Below are 16428 nucleotides of genomic sequence, written 5' to 3'. Positions count from 1 at the left end.
CAATCAACTACGCTGTCTTTGTGCCAGATAGTCGGTAATGACAAAATCCAACTCTTCGTCGATATCCCAGGCTTCATCAGCGTCCATCTCAAACATCAAGGGCATATCCCCAATACGGTGATGTTTTTTAACGAGGTTTTCTCGCGTGAAAATGTACAGGCATGAATTCTCTTCATATACAGGCGGTAGATCCTGTGTTTGAATAAGTTCTTTCGGGTTATGGTTGATGGCACGTCCATCTTGAAAATACAGACGGGTCTGCCAACGCGTGACGGAGAACAACGAATCCTTTTCAGGGTAACTCGCACGAAATGCTTGAATTGCCTTTGAGACTGTCTCAGCTTTGAGCAATGGATTCGTGCTATGTGTCTGCAAATAAAAATCGGCAGGATACTGTTCTGTGTCGTGGATCAATATTTCGTTCATAGGGATATCGTCTGCACGCAAATGCTCAGGGCGATTGATGATCTTTACTTGTGGGAAGTTTTTACGCAACCCGCTCATGACGGGATCTGAGTCTGTATCCACAACGATCTCATTGATCTCAGGGACGGCTAGGAGCGTTTCAACAATATGTTGATACAACGGCTTCCCAGCAAGGTTACGGTAATTCTTGCCAGGCACACGCTGGCTATGGTGTCGCATGGGGACAAGGGCAATGAGTTTCATATCTTGTGATTATACCGAATTGACTCCCACTCTATGAAAGATGACAGCCCCTTTAATTAAGAGACTGTCATCTTGAGCGATTATCACCAGATCATGTAAAGTTTGGGGGGAATGGCTTCAGAAGGACGAGACCTGCAACTTATTCCACCTTTTGTTTCAGCCATTCCAAACAATAATCTGCCACTTCTTCCCAACCTCTTGAGCCGATCAGAAAATGGTCACGCCCGGAGAACTCTTTGAAATCGGTGATCGATGGCCCTTTATATTTCTTATAATTCGAGCGGTTCAATGAGGCTGGGATAATATGATCCTTCTCCCCTGCCGTGATCAATAACGGGCGCCGTGGACGTTGGAAGTCCACTTTACCTGCATCGCCAAGCGATGATGTAGGTACACCGCGCGATTCAGGAACAACATAACGGTCATATGCGGCGCGCTGTTCATCAAGTGGAAGTGTATTGACGAATGCATACTGAAAATGCTCAAACGACATTTGCACAGGCTGACGCAGTAAGAACGGATTGATCGCAGGAAAGTTTGCCTTCAAGAAAGAGAACTCGGTGGTAAATACACCCGCAGGTGGCGCAGGGTCAATTGCCACACCCGCAACAACGATATCCCGTTGAAGCAATAACTGTACCACCAACCCACCCATGGAGTGGCCAATGATGGCAGGTTTTTCATCTAATGTTTGAAAAACCTTTTCAACATGTTCAACAATATCGCCAAGTTTCAATTTCGCTAATTCAGGGTCAGGATGCGCTTTGCGAAGTTCACCAACAGGCTTATCCCGCCCAGGCCAGGCAGGTGCAACCACCTTATAGCCTTTGGATTCGTAATAAGGAATCCACTTCTCCCAACACAAAGGAGACATGAACATGCCGTGAATAAGGACAATGGTTTTGGTTTTCATTTGATATTCCTTCTACCTTTAAATTATGGGGCGACTAAAAATAATTGAAGTTACAGATCACAACTTTTTGTTCATGTTCAAACTACTGACATCATACCCAACACTCTCATACAGCTTCCGCGCCACAGTATTCACCGCAAACACATGCAAGCCGATAGATTTCAACCCCAGTTTGCGCGCCTTCTCTTCGATCAATAACATTGCCTGCTTGCCATATCCTTTGCCGCGAAACTTTTCATCAATACGCAAACTAAAAATAAAACCGTTTTTAGTAGGGCGGTCTACATTTGCGCGCAACCATATCACACCGACCATATTGTCTCCATCATTGATCGTATAGAGATAATGGTTTTCGCTCTGTACACCCTGAGGCAAAAGCCTTTCGAACTCGTTGCGCGATTTCTCCAAGGCTTCTGATTCGTTCCAATATCCTGCATCAACATTATCCGCGGCATATTCAGGAATAGCCACATCCAGGAAAGCATCAAACTCAGTTGGGGTCATGGGGATTAATGTAGTCATGGAATGATTATAACTGTCCTATTTCCCTTTATTGAGCACAACTTCAACTGTTAATACCCCATTGTTATCGTATAAACCTGTATCCGCATCATTCATTCGCAACTGCAATACACCAGAGTGATCAGCAGTAAATGTTCCGCCAAACCCAATCTTCAGGGTTTGTCTGTCAATTCTGCCGATCAAAGCCCCTGACGGGAAATCAGGTACAGGCTCGATACAATTTTCAGATTTCATGGTTTTGGCGCAAATATAACCAGATCCGTTGCCAGAGTTATCGCCCCGTACGCCGTCCCATTCGGTCCATTCACCATCCAACACTTTGACCTGAACCGTCGTCCCTTTTTCTACAAATATATTTGTGTTTTGCCAGGCTTCGTGTGCATCCACATGGACTTTGGCGCGCATTTCTATCAGTTCAGTTGACACGAACACAGTTTCCAAAGCAGGGACAGCAGAAGGAGATGGATGTATTATTCTTGTATTCGCTAACGTGAAAAAGCCATTGATGATCGCGTAAATAATCAAAAACACTCCTGCCAGAATAATGGGCTTAACAAAATCTGGATTTACAGAAGATTGCTGTTTTTGTTTTGGCATGGCGCTATTCCTTTTTGTACTGAATCGGTGCTACATCCCTCTGACGTACATTCTCTTGTTTGCGTTCCCGTGCATAATAGAACGTCTCACGTAACTGCGGTGTGATCAAACTCGTCTCGCGGTGCCCCATACGTGTACCGTGAAACTGCATAAAGCGAAACCAGAAGATCGAAGATACATTTCTCCACAACACATGCTCACGAGTTGCATGCCATAGGTCGCTCAAAATATTGGTTGTGGTCAGGCGCAAAAAATCATAAAAGCTAAAATGCGCTTCGGGATAGATCTTCCTCAAGGCCATCGCTTCACGACGATAGCGGTTGTACACTCCATGCGGTGCTTCATCATGTACATGGATGATCTCTGCCTCGGCAGTATAAGAAATTTTATATCCCTGTTCCTTTGCCCACTTCGCCCATGCAACATCTTCGAGACCAGTCAAAGTTTCATCGTAAGGGTTTTTCTCCCACAGACTTTTGCGGATGGCGGCGTTGGCATTATTACAAAATGTCGTTAGTTGCTCAGCTGTGCTTGCATCGGGATACCATTGATGAAATATCTGATGCTCTGAATATTTTGACCGGTCATACCCACGTTGTTTGCCATAAGTCAAAGCTACACGCTCATCTTCAAATGGACGCAACAAACTCTCCAACCAATCGGGATAGACGGGATATACATGCGCACTGGCAATGACGACGAATTCACGCGTCGCTTCGCGGACCCCGAAGTTGAGAGACCGCCCAAACGTAAACTCCGCTGACGGGATCCGCACGAGGCGTGCGCCAAAGGCTTCTGCAATCGAAACAGTTTTATCGGTCGAGCCTGAATCGACGAGGATGACCTCGACATCTTTGATGGTCTGTTGTCGGATCCCTTCGAGCAAACGTCCAATATGTTTTTCTTCGTTATAGGCACGGATAACTATGGAGCAGTTCATTGACAAAACAATTCGTCCACCTGGCTTTGCATATCGGGAGTGAGAGGATAACCGTGATCCGCCATCGCATTGAGGTTCTTGCAGGCAAGCTGGCGATAATATGGTTCCGTATTGATGCGGGTGGAAATTCCGTTGACCTGTTTTTTGTTGCCCAGAAATGCATAGGCCTGCAGGAACGGCATCCATTCAATTTGGTCATTGGGATGTAACTCAAGTTTTTGCGCTTCATTCCCCAAACGCGCAACTTCCTCCCAATTGCCCTGCTGGCGTGCGAGATCAGCTTTTTGATAGTAATAACACCACTCTTGAGGAAGCGCAGGGCCAAAGCCATACACCGGCAATTCATGCGCCTTTGCATCTGTGACAATATTTTCGATCTTCGAGTTCTGGTAAGCGGCATGGATGAATGGCAGTTCAGATGTTGACAGATCAGGCCAGCGAGGATCAAGTGCATGGACACAGGAGTCCTGTGAAGGTTGCGTCATGATCAATTGATTTTTGTAATTCGTTTCAGTTTGAATAAATTTGATCACAAGGTCTGTCTGCTCAAAAGATTTGTTACCGTTGATGATCTGCAAGATACTATCCGGCTCCAAGCGTGAAGCGGGCAAGGGAACAACAACAGGCATCTGTTTCTGCTTATCAGGGTAATAGATGAAATTAGCAGGCCCCCACGCAACATCGTTCCCATCAAGGTAATTGATATCAGGATATACAATCACCAGCGTCGTGCCGGACTTGATATCTGGTGCGCGCCAAACGACCTGTTTCCAAAAATCGGAAATGGTCGCCTCCTCATTGACCGCTTGTGCGGCAAGTCCATGGTGCGACAAGACCGCCAAACCGATCAGCCCGGAGAACAACATCACACGAATATTTTTTGGAAAGACCGAATAGATCAGCCCACCAAGAAAGATAACACCTGCTAAAGACGCAGGGAGTGTGTATTGAGAGATGCGTTCAAACGTCACAAGACGATTGGCAAGGACAACGGGAAGAACTCCGCCAAGTGTACCGAGCAAGCCCACCCAAAGCATTTCCCGTTGCCAGGTATATTGCGATACTACGGGTTCTTCCTCGTCAGACGAGGAAGTGGTCAAATATCGGTTCGCAAGATAAATAAGGACAAGGACAAAAACAGCGAAGACCGAGCCGGTGACAATGTCCTTGAGGCGATTGCCATAAAAGTTCTGATAAAAGGGAATGATCCACGCAAAAAGGGACACATTCAAGAAACTTCGAACAACATCAATCGTGCGCCACAGCATGGTTGTTGGTGAAGAGAACAAAGCGCCAAGTTGCGTACCGGCATCCTGTGCCTTACGCCAATTATCAAACAGGAATTGATACCAAACCAAAAATACAACAGGGACTAACAAATGAGGCCCAGAGGTTTTCAGCGTTTGAAGAACAGACGCTATAAAAGTTGATTGCGCGTTTCTCCGCCGGATATATAAATAAACACAGATGAGCCTAAAAGCTTCCATACCGATGGCATATTCCACCAAAGCCAGATAGGCCCAGCCCGAAAACAAGGCGGCAACGGTCCAACCGAGTCGTTTGGGCATGGATTCAGAAGCAATCGCTTTCAAGGTAAAGGCAATGGAAAACGCTTGGAGCCCCACGCTCAATACGTAAGGTTGAAATTCAAATCCTGCCACCCACCACAGGAACCCCGGGAACAGCACAAATAACACGGCCATGAAAAAATTGGCGCGATGACGCTTCGGCCAGATCAAGTTGAATAGCCATAAAGCACCAATCCCCCCCAACAAACGAGTGAGATACATGACAACATGATACGGAAACGGATTTAACCCAAACCACGAAAAATACAGTGCGTACAACGGTCCGCGGATGGGACGGGTGTGAAGCGCGACCTCGATCAAGGCCTTGGGACCAAAGACGAGCGCATCATAGAGGAAGTACCAATCGTCGCGGTAATAGGTCAGTTCGCCAATACGAGGCAGATAGGTAAACCCAGAGATCAAAGCCAGAAAAATGACTTCGAACCAGCGGGTTTGGGTTAATTTCTTCACGTTACCGATCATGGATAGTATCAATCTCTTTTTTCCATCAAATACAGAAACCGTTCCGATTCTTCAACAGCCACCTTTTCACGGATCGTAAACCGTTCTGCAAAGGCTTCTTCAAAGGACTCACGCGTATAGTTCGGGAAAATATCCTTGCGGCTTGTTAATAATTTCTGTACCTGTGAATCGGACTTGGGCACGAACTCGATCACCAGCCACTTCCCTGCATCGGCGAAGAAATCAGCCAATTGAGGCAGGGGCACGTTGTTGGATATCGCCAAGTGATGGATTAACGCCAGCGCAAGCACCAAATCTGCGGGAGCACGCTCGATGAAGGATTCTCGTTCACGGTTATGCCAGCCAATGGCAGGACTTGGGTTGGTCAGATCGAGCAAGAGAGGGACGATACTCTTCTCGCTCTTGGCTTTGACCTTTTGATAGTTTTGTTCCACTGCGGCAGGGTCAATATCGAAAGAGACCGCGAGAATGTCTTTGTCGCTTGCGAGACGACTGAAGGTGCCATCGTTGGCGCCAAGGTCCCAAACCAACTTGGGGGCAACACGTGAAATCCAGTTCGATACAAGAGTCTGTTTGTGTTGAAAGGCTTTGTCGGAATAATTGGTGATGTCGTAGTAATTCCCCCACTCAGTACCTGCGGGTTTCCAATTTAATTTCTTTACGGTTGCCTCAAGATTTTCGATCAACCCTTGCATGGCTTGCTTTGTCATTGTGCCAGACGCACTCTTTTGCGGTTTGGTTTGATCGGCGGAACCCGCTTGCAGACGCGCATGAAGATGAATGTGTGTGAGCAGGCCAAAGTCGAGACGAGAAGCGAAGGGCAACAGACGGGAAGCAAGATCAAGAGGGACGCCGTCGATATAGACGCGTAAAAGCTGATTGAGTCGAACATCCGTATGAGACATTAAAGCCAGAGGCGCAAGAAAGTGCTGGCAGAATTGACGATACGCCACCCACGGTTCGCCTTCATGATAGATATCAAACGACAACGAGTCGATCAACGCCGCTTTGCCACGGACAAATTGGATGTTGTACGCGCTGGCATCTTTGAGGGTCATGCCTGCTTTGAGCGCGCGCTTTTGAATGGAGAGTGTTGCGAGGGCGGCCTCTTTCAAAAGGCCAAATGACCATTCATACGGATAAGAGATGAAAGGTACATATTCTGGCTGGATCACCTTGAAGGCTTGTGCAGACTCGGCAGGCGTTACGTTCACTTCTTCATGAGAAACCAACAAGCCCGCCTTGACCAATCTGGCATATAAGCCAGATTCCATTAACAGGGAATATTCTGCGGAGTACGATTGGTTAACTTGACGATACAGCACGCCATCCCGTTTAAAGATGAAACCGTTCGGGTCACGGAAGGATGCGGCTAAACGGACATTATTCTTCATCGTCCGAATCATCCTCCGCTAAGTCTGTGTTCTTGCCCTTGAACAGGGATTTGATCTTCGCCCATTGCGAGCGGATAAGAACTCCTGCGCCAAGAAGCGCCGCCAACACGATCTGCAACAAAATGGACCCAGAACCAGGATCGAGATAGAGTCGATGACTCAAGAGTTGTGAAGCAAGTATGATCATTTTTTCTCCAAATATAGATTACGTTCAAGCAATTTCAACAAACGGAAACATTTACCAATCCAAACCCATTTCGAAGCCCAATTTTATCAACAAATCCCCTGCAACATCTTTGAATATCTTTTTATGCTCGCTGGTGAAGTGTTTTTTCCACTCCCCTGTTTTTCCCGAGCGATAGGTTGGGGATTTTGTCGGGTTGATGGATGACTCTAACGAATCAAGAATCAACTGTCGGGACGCTTGAAGCGCCCCGCGAGCTAGGAAGTGATCCATGATGCGCGTCAAAGTCTGGACCCGGTCATTGATCAGGTCTTCGAAGTGAATGGTCAACACTTGAGGCTGATCGAGCCAACCCAAATACGGAGCGAAGCGTTCAGCGACGTTGGGGAATTCAATATCGGTGTCCTGTCGCCCCAAAATGCTGACCTTGAGCCGCGCGTCAAAATCAGGCAGGGACTGATAATACGCGTGATGGACGTGGCGCGCTTCCATATCGGTGACGTAGAAAACATGTGAGACAACCACATCGCGCGGGTCACGAAAGATGAAATAGGGAATGAAGTTGGGCGAAACAACTCGTTTAACGGCATCGGGCCGCGCAAACAAATGCGCGGACGCTACATCACGTGGGCTAAGTGAATCGAGCCAGCGAAGTGCCTGCTCGGGTGCACGCTTGACTCCGCTTTCGCCTTCATATTCAGCATAAAAAGAATGCAGACGCTTGGCATACGGAGCGACGTTCGCAAAGCCGAGCAGGATCTGATCAAGCAGGTGCGTTCCGCTTTTGGGGAAGGAAATACCAAGCAGGGTTGGCAAATTTTGAGGCTGAGAAACAAAACGGATTTGTTGCATCCCCTTTTCGGTTTGGTATACAATGGAGCGGAGCGATGATTTCAATGACATGCGGATATTTAACCACAGTTTACGAGGATGCGTCGCACCTTATTCGATGTGATAAATCTACCCGCGTAAATTGTGCCAGTTAATAGGAAAAATCCACCCGTCTGGTGCGACGCATTCACAGATACTCAGGGTTATATAGTGTAACCATGAAAACAACCATCTTCAACACCCCCATTCTCAGTAGGATATTGCACTACATCGCCAGGCTGATTATGCGACTGGTCGGCTGGCGCGTGGACGGGACTCTCCCAGACCTGCCGAAATACGTGTTGATCGGTGCGCCACATTCCTCCAACTGGGACTTTGTTCTCTTCCTTGGGATCATCTTCACGCTACGGGCAAACGTGCGCTACATGGGCAAAGTGGAGTTGTTCCGCCCGCCACATGGATTCTTCTTCCGCTATTGCGGCGGCGTGCCTGTTGACCGCAAAAAATCCACAGGGCTGGTTGACCAAATGGTGGAAGCCTGCAATAAGTCCGAACATTTCATCCTGACCATCGCCCCCGAAGGGACACGTCACCACGTCACCGAATGGAAGCGCGGCTTTTATCACATCGCCAAAAACGCAGGGATTCCCATCGTGATGGCAGTTGTAGATGGTAAGAACAAAACTGTCCATGTGGGACAGGTGTTTCATCCCACCGATGATATCGAAACGGACATGAAGTCCATTCAGGGATTTTTCGCAGGGATGGTGGGGATCAATCCGAGGCGGAAGTATATAACGCTGGTAAGATAATTGCTGTTGAGTTCAGTAAAATTTAGGGCTATACTTTGCTTATGAAATTTCAATGGGATCCCAACAAGGCAAAAGCCAATCTGAGAAAACACGGCATCAGCTTTGATGAAGCAGTAACTGTCTTCAAAGACCCACTCGCTCTCATCTTTGACGATGAAAAACATTCGGAAGAGGAACATCGCGAGATCATTATTGGGATTTCATCATTGAGTAAATTATTGCTTGTTTGTTTCGTAGAACGATATGAAGATGTAGTCCGCATCATTACGGCGCGACCCGCCACCAACCAAGAGAAAAAAGATTATGAAGAAAACGCCCACTCCCAAACCCCATAAAATCAAGGAAATGGCTTCCGAATATCGCTTTGACTACAAAAAAGCGAAGCCAAACCGCTTTGCCAAAAAGATGAAAGACGGTCCTGTTGTGGTTTTGCTTGACGACGATGTGGCAAAAGTTTTTAGCACAACGGAACAAGTCAATAAAGCTTTGCGCGCCTTGATCTCAGCGATGCCAGAAGGAAAAATAAAAACGCCTGCGAAGTAATTACCATAACCAACGCAACATCCCCCTCTCCCTGCGGGAGAGGAACGGGGTGAGGGCAAAACCGATCAAGGGTATTTCACAGGGATGGCGGGGATCAATCCGAGGCGGAAGTATATTACACTGGAGAGTTGATGTTTTATCGATTTTGATACTCAGTTTTTCTGCAAAATATAGGAGATGGAATTTATGCCTGAGGATCGTCAGAAAGTTTTTATTAGCTATTCAAGCAAAGACAAGGCTATTGTTGATAAACTTGCTCATGACTTGCTTATCAACGGACTTTATGTTTGGTATGACAGTTGGGAAATACTAGTTGGGCATGACATCATTCAGGGAGTTTATGATGGAATAAGGTCTTCAGATTATCTTGCATTAGTCATTACTAAAAACGCACTTAAATCAAAGTGGGTAACAGAGGAATTGAATCTGGCAAAATTACGGGAAATTGAGGAACAACGAACCATTGTATTACCACTACTTTTTCAACCAATTGAAATACCATCAGTCTTAAAGACAAAGCGATATGCGAACTTCACAGGGGCTTACGAGAAGGGTTTGGCAGAATTACTAACTGTTTTCGGAATAGCTAAAACCGATGACGACATGGTATTCCAACTTGCAAAAGCGCTTGAACAATATAGTGACCCTAAGATTAAGGCAAAATGGGATATATATTCTAGTGCCTACAATAGATATTCTCTTAGATACATCCCTAGAAATAACAAAGTTAACTTGGAAGTGTTTTTGCAAATAAAGAAAAAGATTGATGATGCTATAAAACAATCAGAAAGATCAATAAGAGCCGATCATGAAACTTTGTCTTTGGAGTTGGATAACGAGAAAGGCAACAATGCATTTTGGCGAGACACTTTGGAATATAAGACAGAGATAATAGCTAGGGAAATCTTGAAAGAGAAAGAAAAACTCTTCCTTGATGACTTGGCTCTGTTTCAAGAAAAGGTTGTCAAGGAATTCCGTTGGCGTGTTCTAAATGAAATTGGACCTTCACTTGCAAATCTTTGGACATCAAGAGCAGGGCAAGTCATTTCTCACGCACTAAATATTCTTTACATAATATTAGAATGTGAGATTGGTGAAACAAAAAATACAACATCTAAATCAATTCGAATAAAAAAATCTCGAAAATGAACTATAGAAAGGGAAATTAAAGAAATCATCATCATGCCATCCTCCCTCGCCCTCACCCCACCCATGGGCTGGAACTCATGGAACACATTCGGACACAACATCAACGAGACCGTTGTCCGTGAAACCGCGGATGCTCTCGTCACATCGGGACTCAAAGACTGCGGCTACAACTACATCGTCATTGACGATTGCTGGTCGGTCAAAGATCGCCGCGACAGCAACGGCGACCTCATCCCCGACCCCGAAAAATTCCCCAACGGAATCAAAGCGCTGGCAGAGTATGTCCACGAGAAAGGTTTCAAGCTCGGCATCTATTCCGATGCGGCAGAGAAAACCTGCGGCGGCTATCTCGGCAGTCTCGGCTTCGAAGATCAGGATGCAAAGCTCTGGGCATCGTGGGATCTCGACTTCCTCAAATATGATTACTGCCACGCGCCACTCTTCGATCAAGCCATTGCCATCGAACGCTACACGCGCATGGGCGAAGCGCTCCGCAATTCAGGGCGTGAGTTTCTCTACTCGTTGTGCGAGTGGGGCAATCAGAGTCCGCATTTGTGGGGGCGCGAAGTCGGCGGTCACATGTGGCGCGTCTCTGGCGATGTGTTCGATTCGTGGGTCAACGTCCACACCGAAGGCGGCTGGAACGCCATCGGCATCGATGTCTCCATCGACATCGCACAAGACGTCCACACGCACGGCGGCCCCGGTGGTTGGAACGACCTCGACATGCTCGTCGTCGGTCTCAAAGGCAAGGGGCAGATCGGCGGCACAGGCATGTCGTTCCTCGAATATCAAACGCACATGTCCGTGTGGGTCATGGCTTGCTCCCCGCTCATGATCGGATGTGACATCCGCAAATTGGATTCCGACTCCGCCTCCCTTTTGATGAACCGTGAAGTGCTTGCGATCAATCAGGACGCACTTGGGATTCCCGCGCGACGGATCAAACAGATCGGCTCATGCGACATCTGGATCAAACGCCTCGCAGATAACGGGACAGCTGTCTCAGTCACGAATCGCGGCTCCTTCGCCCAAGACATCTCCCTCCGCGCCCGCGATATCGGTCTGCTCGATACGCCCAAACTCGCCCGCAATCTCTGGCTCGGTCAAGACATCGCCGATTTCAAAACAGAACTGCCACTCATGGTCAAACCACACGAAACGCTTCTGCTAAAAATTTCTTCTCACTAAATCATACCTACCTATTAAATAAAAACAACCGCGGACAATTGAGTCCGTGGTTGTTACTTTTTACCCAGCCCCGCTGGATCCCCCGCCTGAGGCACCTGCGGCCGCCCCTGCACCGCCAACGCTACTGGCATCTGAGGCAGACATGACCGCGACCATGGCACCAAAGTCACTGTGGCTTCCTGCCATGGTATGGAACCAGAACGGCAATGGCACACCACCCAAATCTTGAAAGTACTTGGCCCATGGAGTGCCTAAACCAAATACTGCGGCATATGCCAGATATTTTTCAAAGTAATCGGGACTGATGGCAGGCTCCCTGCCTTTGCTGGCTTGCTTGAGGTATTCAGCAAATCCCTTCCAACGAACGGCTTGCTCCTCTCCGCTGGGAGTCAGAATCGAGAACGCACTAGCATAGATGAACAAAGCCAGAGAAAGGATAAACAATCCCATGCACACACCCGCAAAGATGGCAGTTAATACGGCTGTGTTCACAGATGTGGCAACGCCAAACCCTAGCAGGAGTGTACCGATAAACACTACCAACACAACGAACATCGCGATCACACCCAAGCCGATGAGTTGTGTGCGTTTTTGTTTCAGTTCAACATCCAGCCAACCACGCTGGATAAGTTCCTGTTCAAGTCGTTCCTCAAAAAGATTCTTCTTGTAGGTCATCCGTGTTGGCACTTCGCTCATATTGACCTGTGTTTCGCCGTTCTTGAACACAGCTTCCAATAAACTTTGTTCGTGCAAGTTAAGCGGAGCTGTAGAGTCTTTACGAGTCAACATAAATGTTTTGGTGCCCCATGTACCCTTTTCCTCTATCACTTCAAGAATACCGCGCTGAGCCAGATCGAAGATCGTGCCCATAAAGGTATACATGCCAACCAGCTTGCCGATCACCGCAGGCGGCACATCCGCTGGCGGTGTAGGCGTGGAAACGACCGGGCTGAGCATCAACTCACGGCGATTGTTGCGGGCATACGTGAATAGTCCCAACCCACCAAGCACGAGGGTAGCCAGACTTGTGAATATCCCAAATGGCAGTGCTTTTGAGGTCGCGGCGGCTTTTTGCTCAGCTTGTATCTGCCATTGTGGCGCGGCTTGCGTCAGGCTGTTTAGCGGAAAGTTTGCAGTGATGACCAAAGCTTCTTCGGACACGAGTCCGCTCGTGGTGAGAACGATGCGTCCGTCTCGTGAGGTGGATTCAAAGTCACGGCTGAGAGTCGGGGCGTTGAGAGGCGCCGTTCCCGTTGGGAAAGTCAACGTGATCGTGGATTGGTTGATTCGATAATCATGGTCCGTAGGAACGGCAAACCAGATTAGCGAGTCAGCATCGCCCTTGCGGATGACTCCATCGGCCTGATAGCGAACCACAAAAATATGCGCCGAATCAGATATCGGGGAGAAATGCCACTTCAGCTTGAGCGGATTTCCCGCCTCGACCTCCACTTGTCCAGGTCCAACACCGAGCGGCATAAGCTTGCCATCCATACTGGCATCCACAAACGTTAGGCCATCTGTTTTGTCAGCCGAAACATCACGAAAGACAAAGGTGAAGGGATCACCACTGAAGCGGAATTCAACCGTTTCCGTGATAAGTGCAGAGCCATTCTCCTGAACATCCACTTGCACATCGAAGCGTTCGGCATAATAAGACTTCTCGGCCAGCGCCGGGTTGACGAGGCAGAGCGAGAGCAAAAGCACAAGGCTGAAAGAGACAAGAAATTTATGGTTCATGGTTCCTCTTATGAAGATGTACGCTATCCTAGCATAAAAGTTGGAGGCTTCTCAAATAGTTTACCTGCTGTTAACTTGGTCATCATGGTGGAATCATAAGTATCCGTGGTTGGATCATGTCCAATTTTGTTGTTGAAAACCCTTGACTTAGAGCACACTCTAAGATGTATATTAGGGGCATGGATATCCAAAAAGAAAAACTCACCATTCAAGAAGTTGCCAAAGCGACGGGGTTGACGCCCCACACGCTCCGCTACTACGAGCGTATCGGGCTGATCCACCCCATCAATCGAGAGGAAAACACCCGCCGTTGTTACACCGCAGACGATGTCGGCTGGATCAACTTCCTTCTCAAACTGCGCGCCACAGGCATGTCCATTAAGGATATGCAACGGTATGCGGAACTGCAACGGCAGGGCGATGAAACTCTCCCTGAACGTGTGGAGATGCTGATGGCGCTTCGGGATAAGGTCGAGTCTCATATTGATGAGATGAACGAACACTTGAAACTGATCCACTACAAGATTGATTATTACTCAAAGGTTGTTGAAGAACAAATGCTTGAAAAGGCTTGAAAGGATAAAATGAACACAATAACTACAATGTCTCAACGGACGTTAGGACACTCTGGATTAAAAGTCAGCCCGATGGGGCTGGGATGCTGGGCCATCGGCGGTCCGTGGAAGTGGCTAGATAGTGAAGGTGGTTGGGGTGATATTAACGACAACGAGTCGGTGCGTGCCATTCATACCGCGCTCGATCTCGGCGTCAACTTCTTCGACACCGCCGCAACATATGGAACAGGACATAGTGAACAAATCCTGGCGCGTGCCCTGGAAGGGAAACGGGATCAGGTTGTCATTGCGACAAAATTCGGTTTCAACGTCAATGTAGCCGAAAAGCACGTGACATTTCGTACGGATGATCATCTCCAATATATTCGGCAGGAATGCGAAGACAGCCTGCGCCGCCTGAACACAGATGTCATTGACCTGTATCAACTACATGTGTGGGATTATCCCATCAAGAAAGTGCCTGCGATGGTTGACCTGTTGGAGTCGCTCGTGAAGGACGGGAAAATCCGATACTATGGTTGGAGCACCGATTCTGTTGAAGGTGCAAGAGCTTTTGCACAAGGAAAACATTGTGTTGCCATCCAACACGACTTAAATGTTGTTCTCGATGCTCCAGAAATGCTGGCGTTATGTGACGAACTAAATCTGGCAAGTGTGAACCGCAGTCCATTGGCACGCGGAGCCTTGAGCGGCAAGTATTCCAAGAATTCCGCTTTCCCGCAGAATGATGTCCGCAATGATGATTGGTCAAAAGATCATTTCTTTGCTCCAACGCTTGATCAACTGGAAAAGATACGTGAGATCCTCACGAGCGACGGTCGCACACTGGTGCAGGGCGCGCTGGCATGGATCTGGGCGCGCAGTGAAAAGACAGTTCCCATCCCAGGCTTCAAGACTATCGCACAGGTGGAAGAGAACGCAAAAGCTATGCAGTTTGGTCCACTGACAACAGGGCAGATGAAAGAGATCAATTCGTTGTTGGGGAGATGATTTCTGTTTTGGACTCAACCAGCTCGTGTACTCTTTAGAGTATGCTGGTTGAAATAACGGGAGCAAGCTCCCTGATTCCAAAAGTAAAACGGGAAGGTGTGTTTCACCTTCCCGTTTTGCATTCATCCGTTCGATCCGTGAATCCGTTTCAGAGTCCGCTTATTATTTTGCCTCCGCCATTATCCTTTTGAACTCATCCATTGCATCTGTCGGCGTGGGATCAACGCCATAGGCCATTGCGAGATAATAGGCCATGTAATCCCCGAACAGGATCGTTGTCCATATTTGAGCGAGCGGTGTGTTGCCACGTGCATCCACGTGATCGGTGTTCAAGCCTTCGAGCATGAAGGCCTGACGGGTCATATCGGAACGCAATCTGTTACGAGGGTGGTCTGAATCTGCGCGCAGGAAGAGAGCAATCGTGTGCGCATTGAGAGTCTCTTGATGATTCAGTGTGCCAGCCAAAGAATTGTGGTCGGCTTCGGGAATGAAATCGAAGTTTGCACCTGCTTTGGCGATCTCGTTCAACTGTCCCTTCCAGCGACGGGCCACGGGAGCCATTAAGTCTGAGCCCATGATCGTGACCCACCTCCCCATCAATTGACCTGCATACCGTTTGGCGGGATTCTTCGCAGCGATCACATCCGCTTTCAAATATCCTTGCGAACGTTTCATGGATACAACAGCATCGTCCACAGCTTCTTTTTGATCGGGGATGAAACCCAAGCGTTGGAACATTGCCAATAACAACCCGAATGAAAATCCAATAGCCGTATGGGATTTATTGGCGTGATCGAATGCCCACAAAGGAATATTGTTCTCTTTGGCGCGTTTTGCGAGTTCGCCGCCTGTTGTCACGACAATGAGGCGACACTCGGCTTTGCGCGCGGCTTCAAAAGCGGAGAGGGTCTCTTCGGTGTTGCCGGAGTGTGAGGAGCAAATGACCAACGTCTCTGCGCCGCGCGCAAAGAGGGGCAAGTCATAGTTTCGATGGACGGAAACAGGTATCGGGGAGAAAGACGCGCAATACGAGGTTAGCAGATCAGCCCCAATGGCAGAAGATCCCATGCCTGCGATCACGGCATGGCGAAAGTCCTTCCAATCAGGGAGTTGGTGTTTTAGGCCCAGCCGGTAGGCGTAACCAAGCTGGTCGGGTAAATTGTCGATTTCCCCAAGCATATTAAGGCTGTCGATCTGTTTGAAACGGTCCAAGTCATCAAGATTCATGATTTCTCCCAAATAGTGTACTTAACTGGATTCTACAACAAATCCCGCGAAATTTGCATTGAAATTGATAGGTTACGGAGGGTCAGGAAGTGTAATGATA

General features: G+C 48.0%; 18 protein-coding genes. 7 read left to right on the top strand and 11 right to left on the bottom strand.

Going from position 1 to position 16428, the window contains the following annotated elements; translation table 11 throughout:
• Positions 1–3: 3 nt before the first annotated feature.
• From IPP66_09995 to IPP66_09955, 9 genes are all read right to left on the bottom strand, one after another.
• Positions 4–669 carry an acylneuraminate cytidylyltransferase family protein gene (locus tag IPP66_09995; protein MBK9925611.1) on the bottom strand — a complete coding sequence of 222 codons (666 nt, stop codon included), beginning with the start codon at positions 667–669 and terminating at the stop codon, positions 4–6.
• A 139-nt stretch (positions 670–808) separates the two neighbouring features.
• Positions 809–1582, bottom strand: coding sequence for an alpha/beta fold hydrolase (locus IPP66_09990; protein ID MBK9925610.1), 774 nt, complete (start codon positions 1580–1582; stop codon positions 809–811).
• A gap of 57 nt (positions 1583–1639) precedes the next feature.
• Positions 1640–2104 carry a GNAT family N-acetyltransferase gene (locus IPP66_09985; GenBank protein MBK9925609.1) on the bottom strand — a complete coding sequence of 155 codons (465 nt, stop codon included), beginning with the start codon at positions 2102–2104 and terminating at the stop codon, positions 1640–1642.
• An 18-nt stretch (positions 2105–2122) separates the two neighbouring features.
• The gene (locus IPP66_09980; protein MBK9925608.1) at positions 2123–2701 is read right to left on the bottom strand and encodes a hypothetical protein; all 579 of its coding nucleotides are present in this window, start codon (positions 2699–2701) and stop codon (positions 2123–2125) included.
• A gap of 4 nt (positions 2702–2705) precedes the next feature.
• Positions 2706–3641 carry a glycosyltransferase family 2 protein gene (locus tag IPP66_09975; GenBank protein MBK9925607.1) on the bottom strand — a complete coding sequence of 312 codons (936 nt, stop codon included), beginning with the start codon at positions 3639–3641 and terminating at the stop codon, positions 2706–2708.
• Positions 3638–5692 carry a hypothetical protein gene (locus IPP66_09970; protein ID MBK9925606.1) on the bottom strand — a complete coding sequence of 685 codons (2055 nt, stop codon included), beginning with the start codon at positions 5690–5692 and terminating at the stop codon, positions 3638–3640. Before IPP66_09970 ends, IPP66_09975 begins: the two co-directional genes overlap by 4 nt.
• Positions 5693–5700: 8 nt before the next feature.
• Complete coding sequence (locus tag IPP66_09965; protein MBK9925605.1) at positions 5701–7086, bottom strand: class I SAM-dependent methyltransferase; 1386 nt, start codon at positions 7084–7086, stop codon at positions 5701–5703.
• Positions 7076–7273, bottom strand: coding sequence for a hypothetical protein (locus IPP66_09960; GenBank protein ID MBK9925604.1), 198 nt, complete (start codon positions 7271–7273; stop codon positions 7076–7078). The genes IPP66_09965 and IPP66_09960 overlap by 11 nt, the downstream gene beginning before the upstream one ends.
• 51 nt (positions 7274–7324) lie before the next feature.
• Positions 7325–8173 (bottom strand): sulfotransferase domain-containing protein, encoded by an 849-nt coding sequence (locus IPP66_09955; protein ID MBK9925603.1) that lies wholly within the window; start codon positions 8171–8173, stop codon positions 7325–7327.
• 146 nt (positions 8174–8319) lie between these two features.
• Here IPP66_09955 and IPP66_09950 point away from each other — a divergent pair, with 146 nt between their 5' ends.
• From IPP66_09950 to IPP66_09930, 5 genes are all read left to right on the top strand, one after another.
• Positions 8320–8913, top strand: coding sequence for a lysophospholipid acyltransferase family protein (locus IPP66_09950; GenBank protein MBK9925602.1), 594 nt, complete (start codon positions 8320–8322; stop codon positions 8911–8913).
• A 41-nt stretch (positions 8914–8954) separates the two neighbouring features.
• Positions 8955–9248 carry a BrnT family toxin gene (locus tag IPP66_09945; GenBank protein MBK9925601.1) on the top strand — a complete coding sequence of 98 codons (294 nt, stop codon included), beginning with the start codon at positions 8955–8957 and terminating at the stop codon, positions 9246–9248.
• Positions 9217–9456 (top strand): hypothetical protein, encoded by a 240-nt coding sequence (locus IPP66_09940; protein ID MBK9925600.1) that lies wholly within the window; start codon positions 9217–9219, stop codon positions 9454–9456. The genes IPP66_09945 and IPP66_09940 overlap by 32 nt, the downstream gene beginning before the upstream one ends.
• 186 nt (positions 9457–9642) lie before the next feature.
• Positions 9643–10605 (top strand): toll/interleukin-1 receptor domain-containing protein, encoded by a 963-nt coding sequence (locus tag IPP66_09935; GenBank protein ID MBK9925599.1) that lies wholly within the window; start codon positions 9643–9645, stop codon positions 10603–10605.
• Positions 10606–10638: 33 nt separating this feature from the next.
• A complete protein-coding gene (locus tag IPP66_09930) occupies positions 10639–11796 on the top strand; it encodes a glycoside hydrolase family 27 protein (GenBank protein MBK9925598.1) in 1158 nt (385 codons plus the stop codon).
• A 60-nt stretch (positions 11797–11856) separates the two neighbouring features.
• On the opposite strand, the gene IPP66_09925 is transcribed toward IPP66_09930, so the two are convergent.
• Positions 11857–13536 carry a DUF2207 domain-containing protein gene (locus IPP66_09925; protein MBK9925597.1) on the bottom strand — a complete coding sequence of 560 codons (1680 nt, stop codon included), beginning with the start codon at positions 13534–13536 and terminating at the stop codon, positions 11857–11859.
• A gap of 179 nt (positions 13537–13715) precedes the next feature.
• On the opposite strand from IPP66_09925, the gene IPP66_09920 reads away from it, so the two are divergent.
• Both IPP66_09920 and IPP66_09915 read left to right on the top strand, forming a co-directional pair.
• Entirely contained in the window at positions 13716–14111 is a 396-nt protein-coding gene (locus IPP66_09920) for a MerR family transcriptional regulator (GenBank protein MBK9925596.1), read from the top strand.
• A 27-nt stretch (positions 14112–14138) separates the two neighbouring features.
• Complete coding sequence (locus tag IPP66_09915) at positions 14139–15101, top strand: aldo/keto reductase (protein MBK9925595.1); 963 nt, start codon at positions 14139–14141, stop codon at positions 15099–15101.
• Positions 15102–15263: 162 nt separating this feature from the next.
• On the opposite strand, the gene IPP66_09910 is transcribed toward IPP66_09915, so the two are convergent.
• Entirely contained in the window at positions 15264–16328 is a 1065-nt protein-coding gene (locus IPP66_09910; protein MBK9925594.1) for a bifunctional phosphoglucose/phosphomannose isomerase, read from the bottom strand.
• Positions 16329–16428: the final 100 nt, after the last annotated feature.

This window comes from Candidatus Defluviilinea proxima (assembly GCA_016721115.1).
Classification (GTDB): Bacteria; Chloroflexota; Anaerolineae; order Anaerolineales; family Villigracilaceae; genus Defluviilinea; species Defluviilinea proxima.
The sequence above is the reverse complement of the archived record's forward strand: the minus strand, read 5'-3'. Positions and strand labels throughout refer to the sequence as shown.

What these genes read in the sequence shown, in the direction of transcription:
- IPP66_09995 (MBK9925611.1), bottom strand. Translation starts at nt 669, where the DNA reads ATGAAACTCATTGCCCTTGTCCCCATGCGACACCATAGCCAGCGTGTG.
- IPP66_09990 (MBK9925610.1), bottom strand. Translation starts at nt 1,582, where the DNA reads ATGAAAACCAAAACCATTGTCCTTATTCACGGCATGTTCATGTCTCCT.
- IPP66_09985 (MBK9925609.1), bottom strand. Translation starts at nt 2,104, where the DNA reads ATGACTACATTAATCCCCATGACCCCAACTGAGTTTGATGCTTTCCTG.
- IPP66_09980 (MBK9925608.1), bottom strand. Translation starts at nt 2,701, where the DNA reads ATGCCAAAACAAAAACAGCAATCTTCTGTAAATCCAGATTTTGTTAAG.
- IPP66_09975 (MBK9925607.1), bottom strand. Translation starts at nt 3,641, where the DNA reads ATGAACTGCTCCATAGTTATCCGTGCCTATAACGAAGAAAAACATATT.
- IPP66_09970 (MBK9925606.1), bottom strand. Translation starts at nt 5,692, where the DNA reads ATGATCGGTAACGTGAAGAAATTAACCCAAACCCGCTGGTTCGAAGTC.
- IPP66_09965 (MBK9925605.1), bottom strand. Translation starts at nt 7,086, where the DNA reads ATGAAGAATAATGTCCGTTTAGCCGCATCCTTCCGTGACCCGAACGGT.
- IPP66_09960 (MBK9925604.1), bottom strand. Translation starts at nt 7,273, where the DNA reads ATGATCATACTTGCTTCACAACTCTTGAGTCATCGACTCTATCTCGAT.
- IPP66_09955 (MBK9925603.1), bottom strand. Translation starts at nt 8,173, where the DNA reads ATGTCATTGAAATCATCGCTCCGCTCCATTGTATACCAAACCGAAAAG.
- IPP66_09950 (MBK9925602.1), top strand. Translation starts at nt 8,320, where the DNA reads ATGAAAACAACCATCTTCAACACCCCCATTCTCAGTAGGATATTGCAC.
- IPP66_09945 (MBK9925601.1), top strand. Translation starts at nt 8,955, where the DNA reads ATGAAATTTCAATGGGATCCCAACAAGGCAAAAGCCAATCTGAGAAAA.
- IPP66_09940 (MBK9925600.1), top strand. Translation starts at nt 9,217, where the DNA reads ATGAAGAAAACGCCCACTCCCAAACCCCATAAAATCAAGGAAATGGCT.
- IPP66_09935 (MBK9925599.1), top strand. Translation starts at nt 9,643, where the DNA reads ATGCCTGAGGATCGTCAGAAAGTTTTTATTAGCTATTCAAGCAAAGAC.
- IPP66_09930 (MBK9925598.1), top strand. Translation starts at nt 10,639, where the DNA reads ATGCCATCCTCCCTCGCCCTCACCCCACCCATGGGCTGGAACTCATGG.
- IPP66_09925 (MBK9925597.1), bottom strand. Translation starts at nt 13,536, where the DNA reads ATGAACCATAAATTTCTTGTCTCTTTCAGCCTTGTGCTTTTGCTCTCG.
- IPP66_09920 (MBK9925596.1), top strand. Translation starts at nt 13,716, where the DNA reads ATGGATATCCAAAAAGAAAAACTCACCATTCAAGAAGTTGCCAAAGCG.
- IPP66_09915 (MBK9925595.1), top strand. Translation starts at nt 14,139, where the DNA reads ATGTCTCAACGGACGTTAGGACACTCTGGATTAAAAGTCAGCCCGATG.
- IPP66_09910 (MBK9925594.1), bottom strand. Translation starts at nt 16,328, where the DNA reads ATGAATCTTGATGACTTGGACCGTTTCAAACAGATCGACAGCCTTAAT.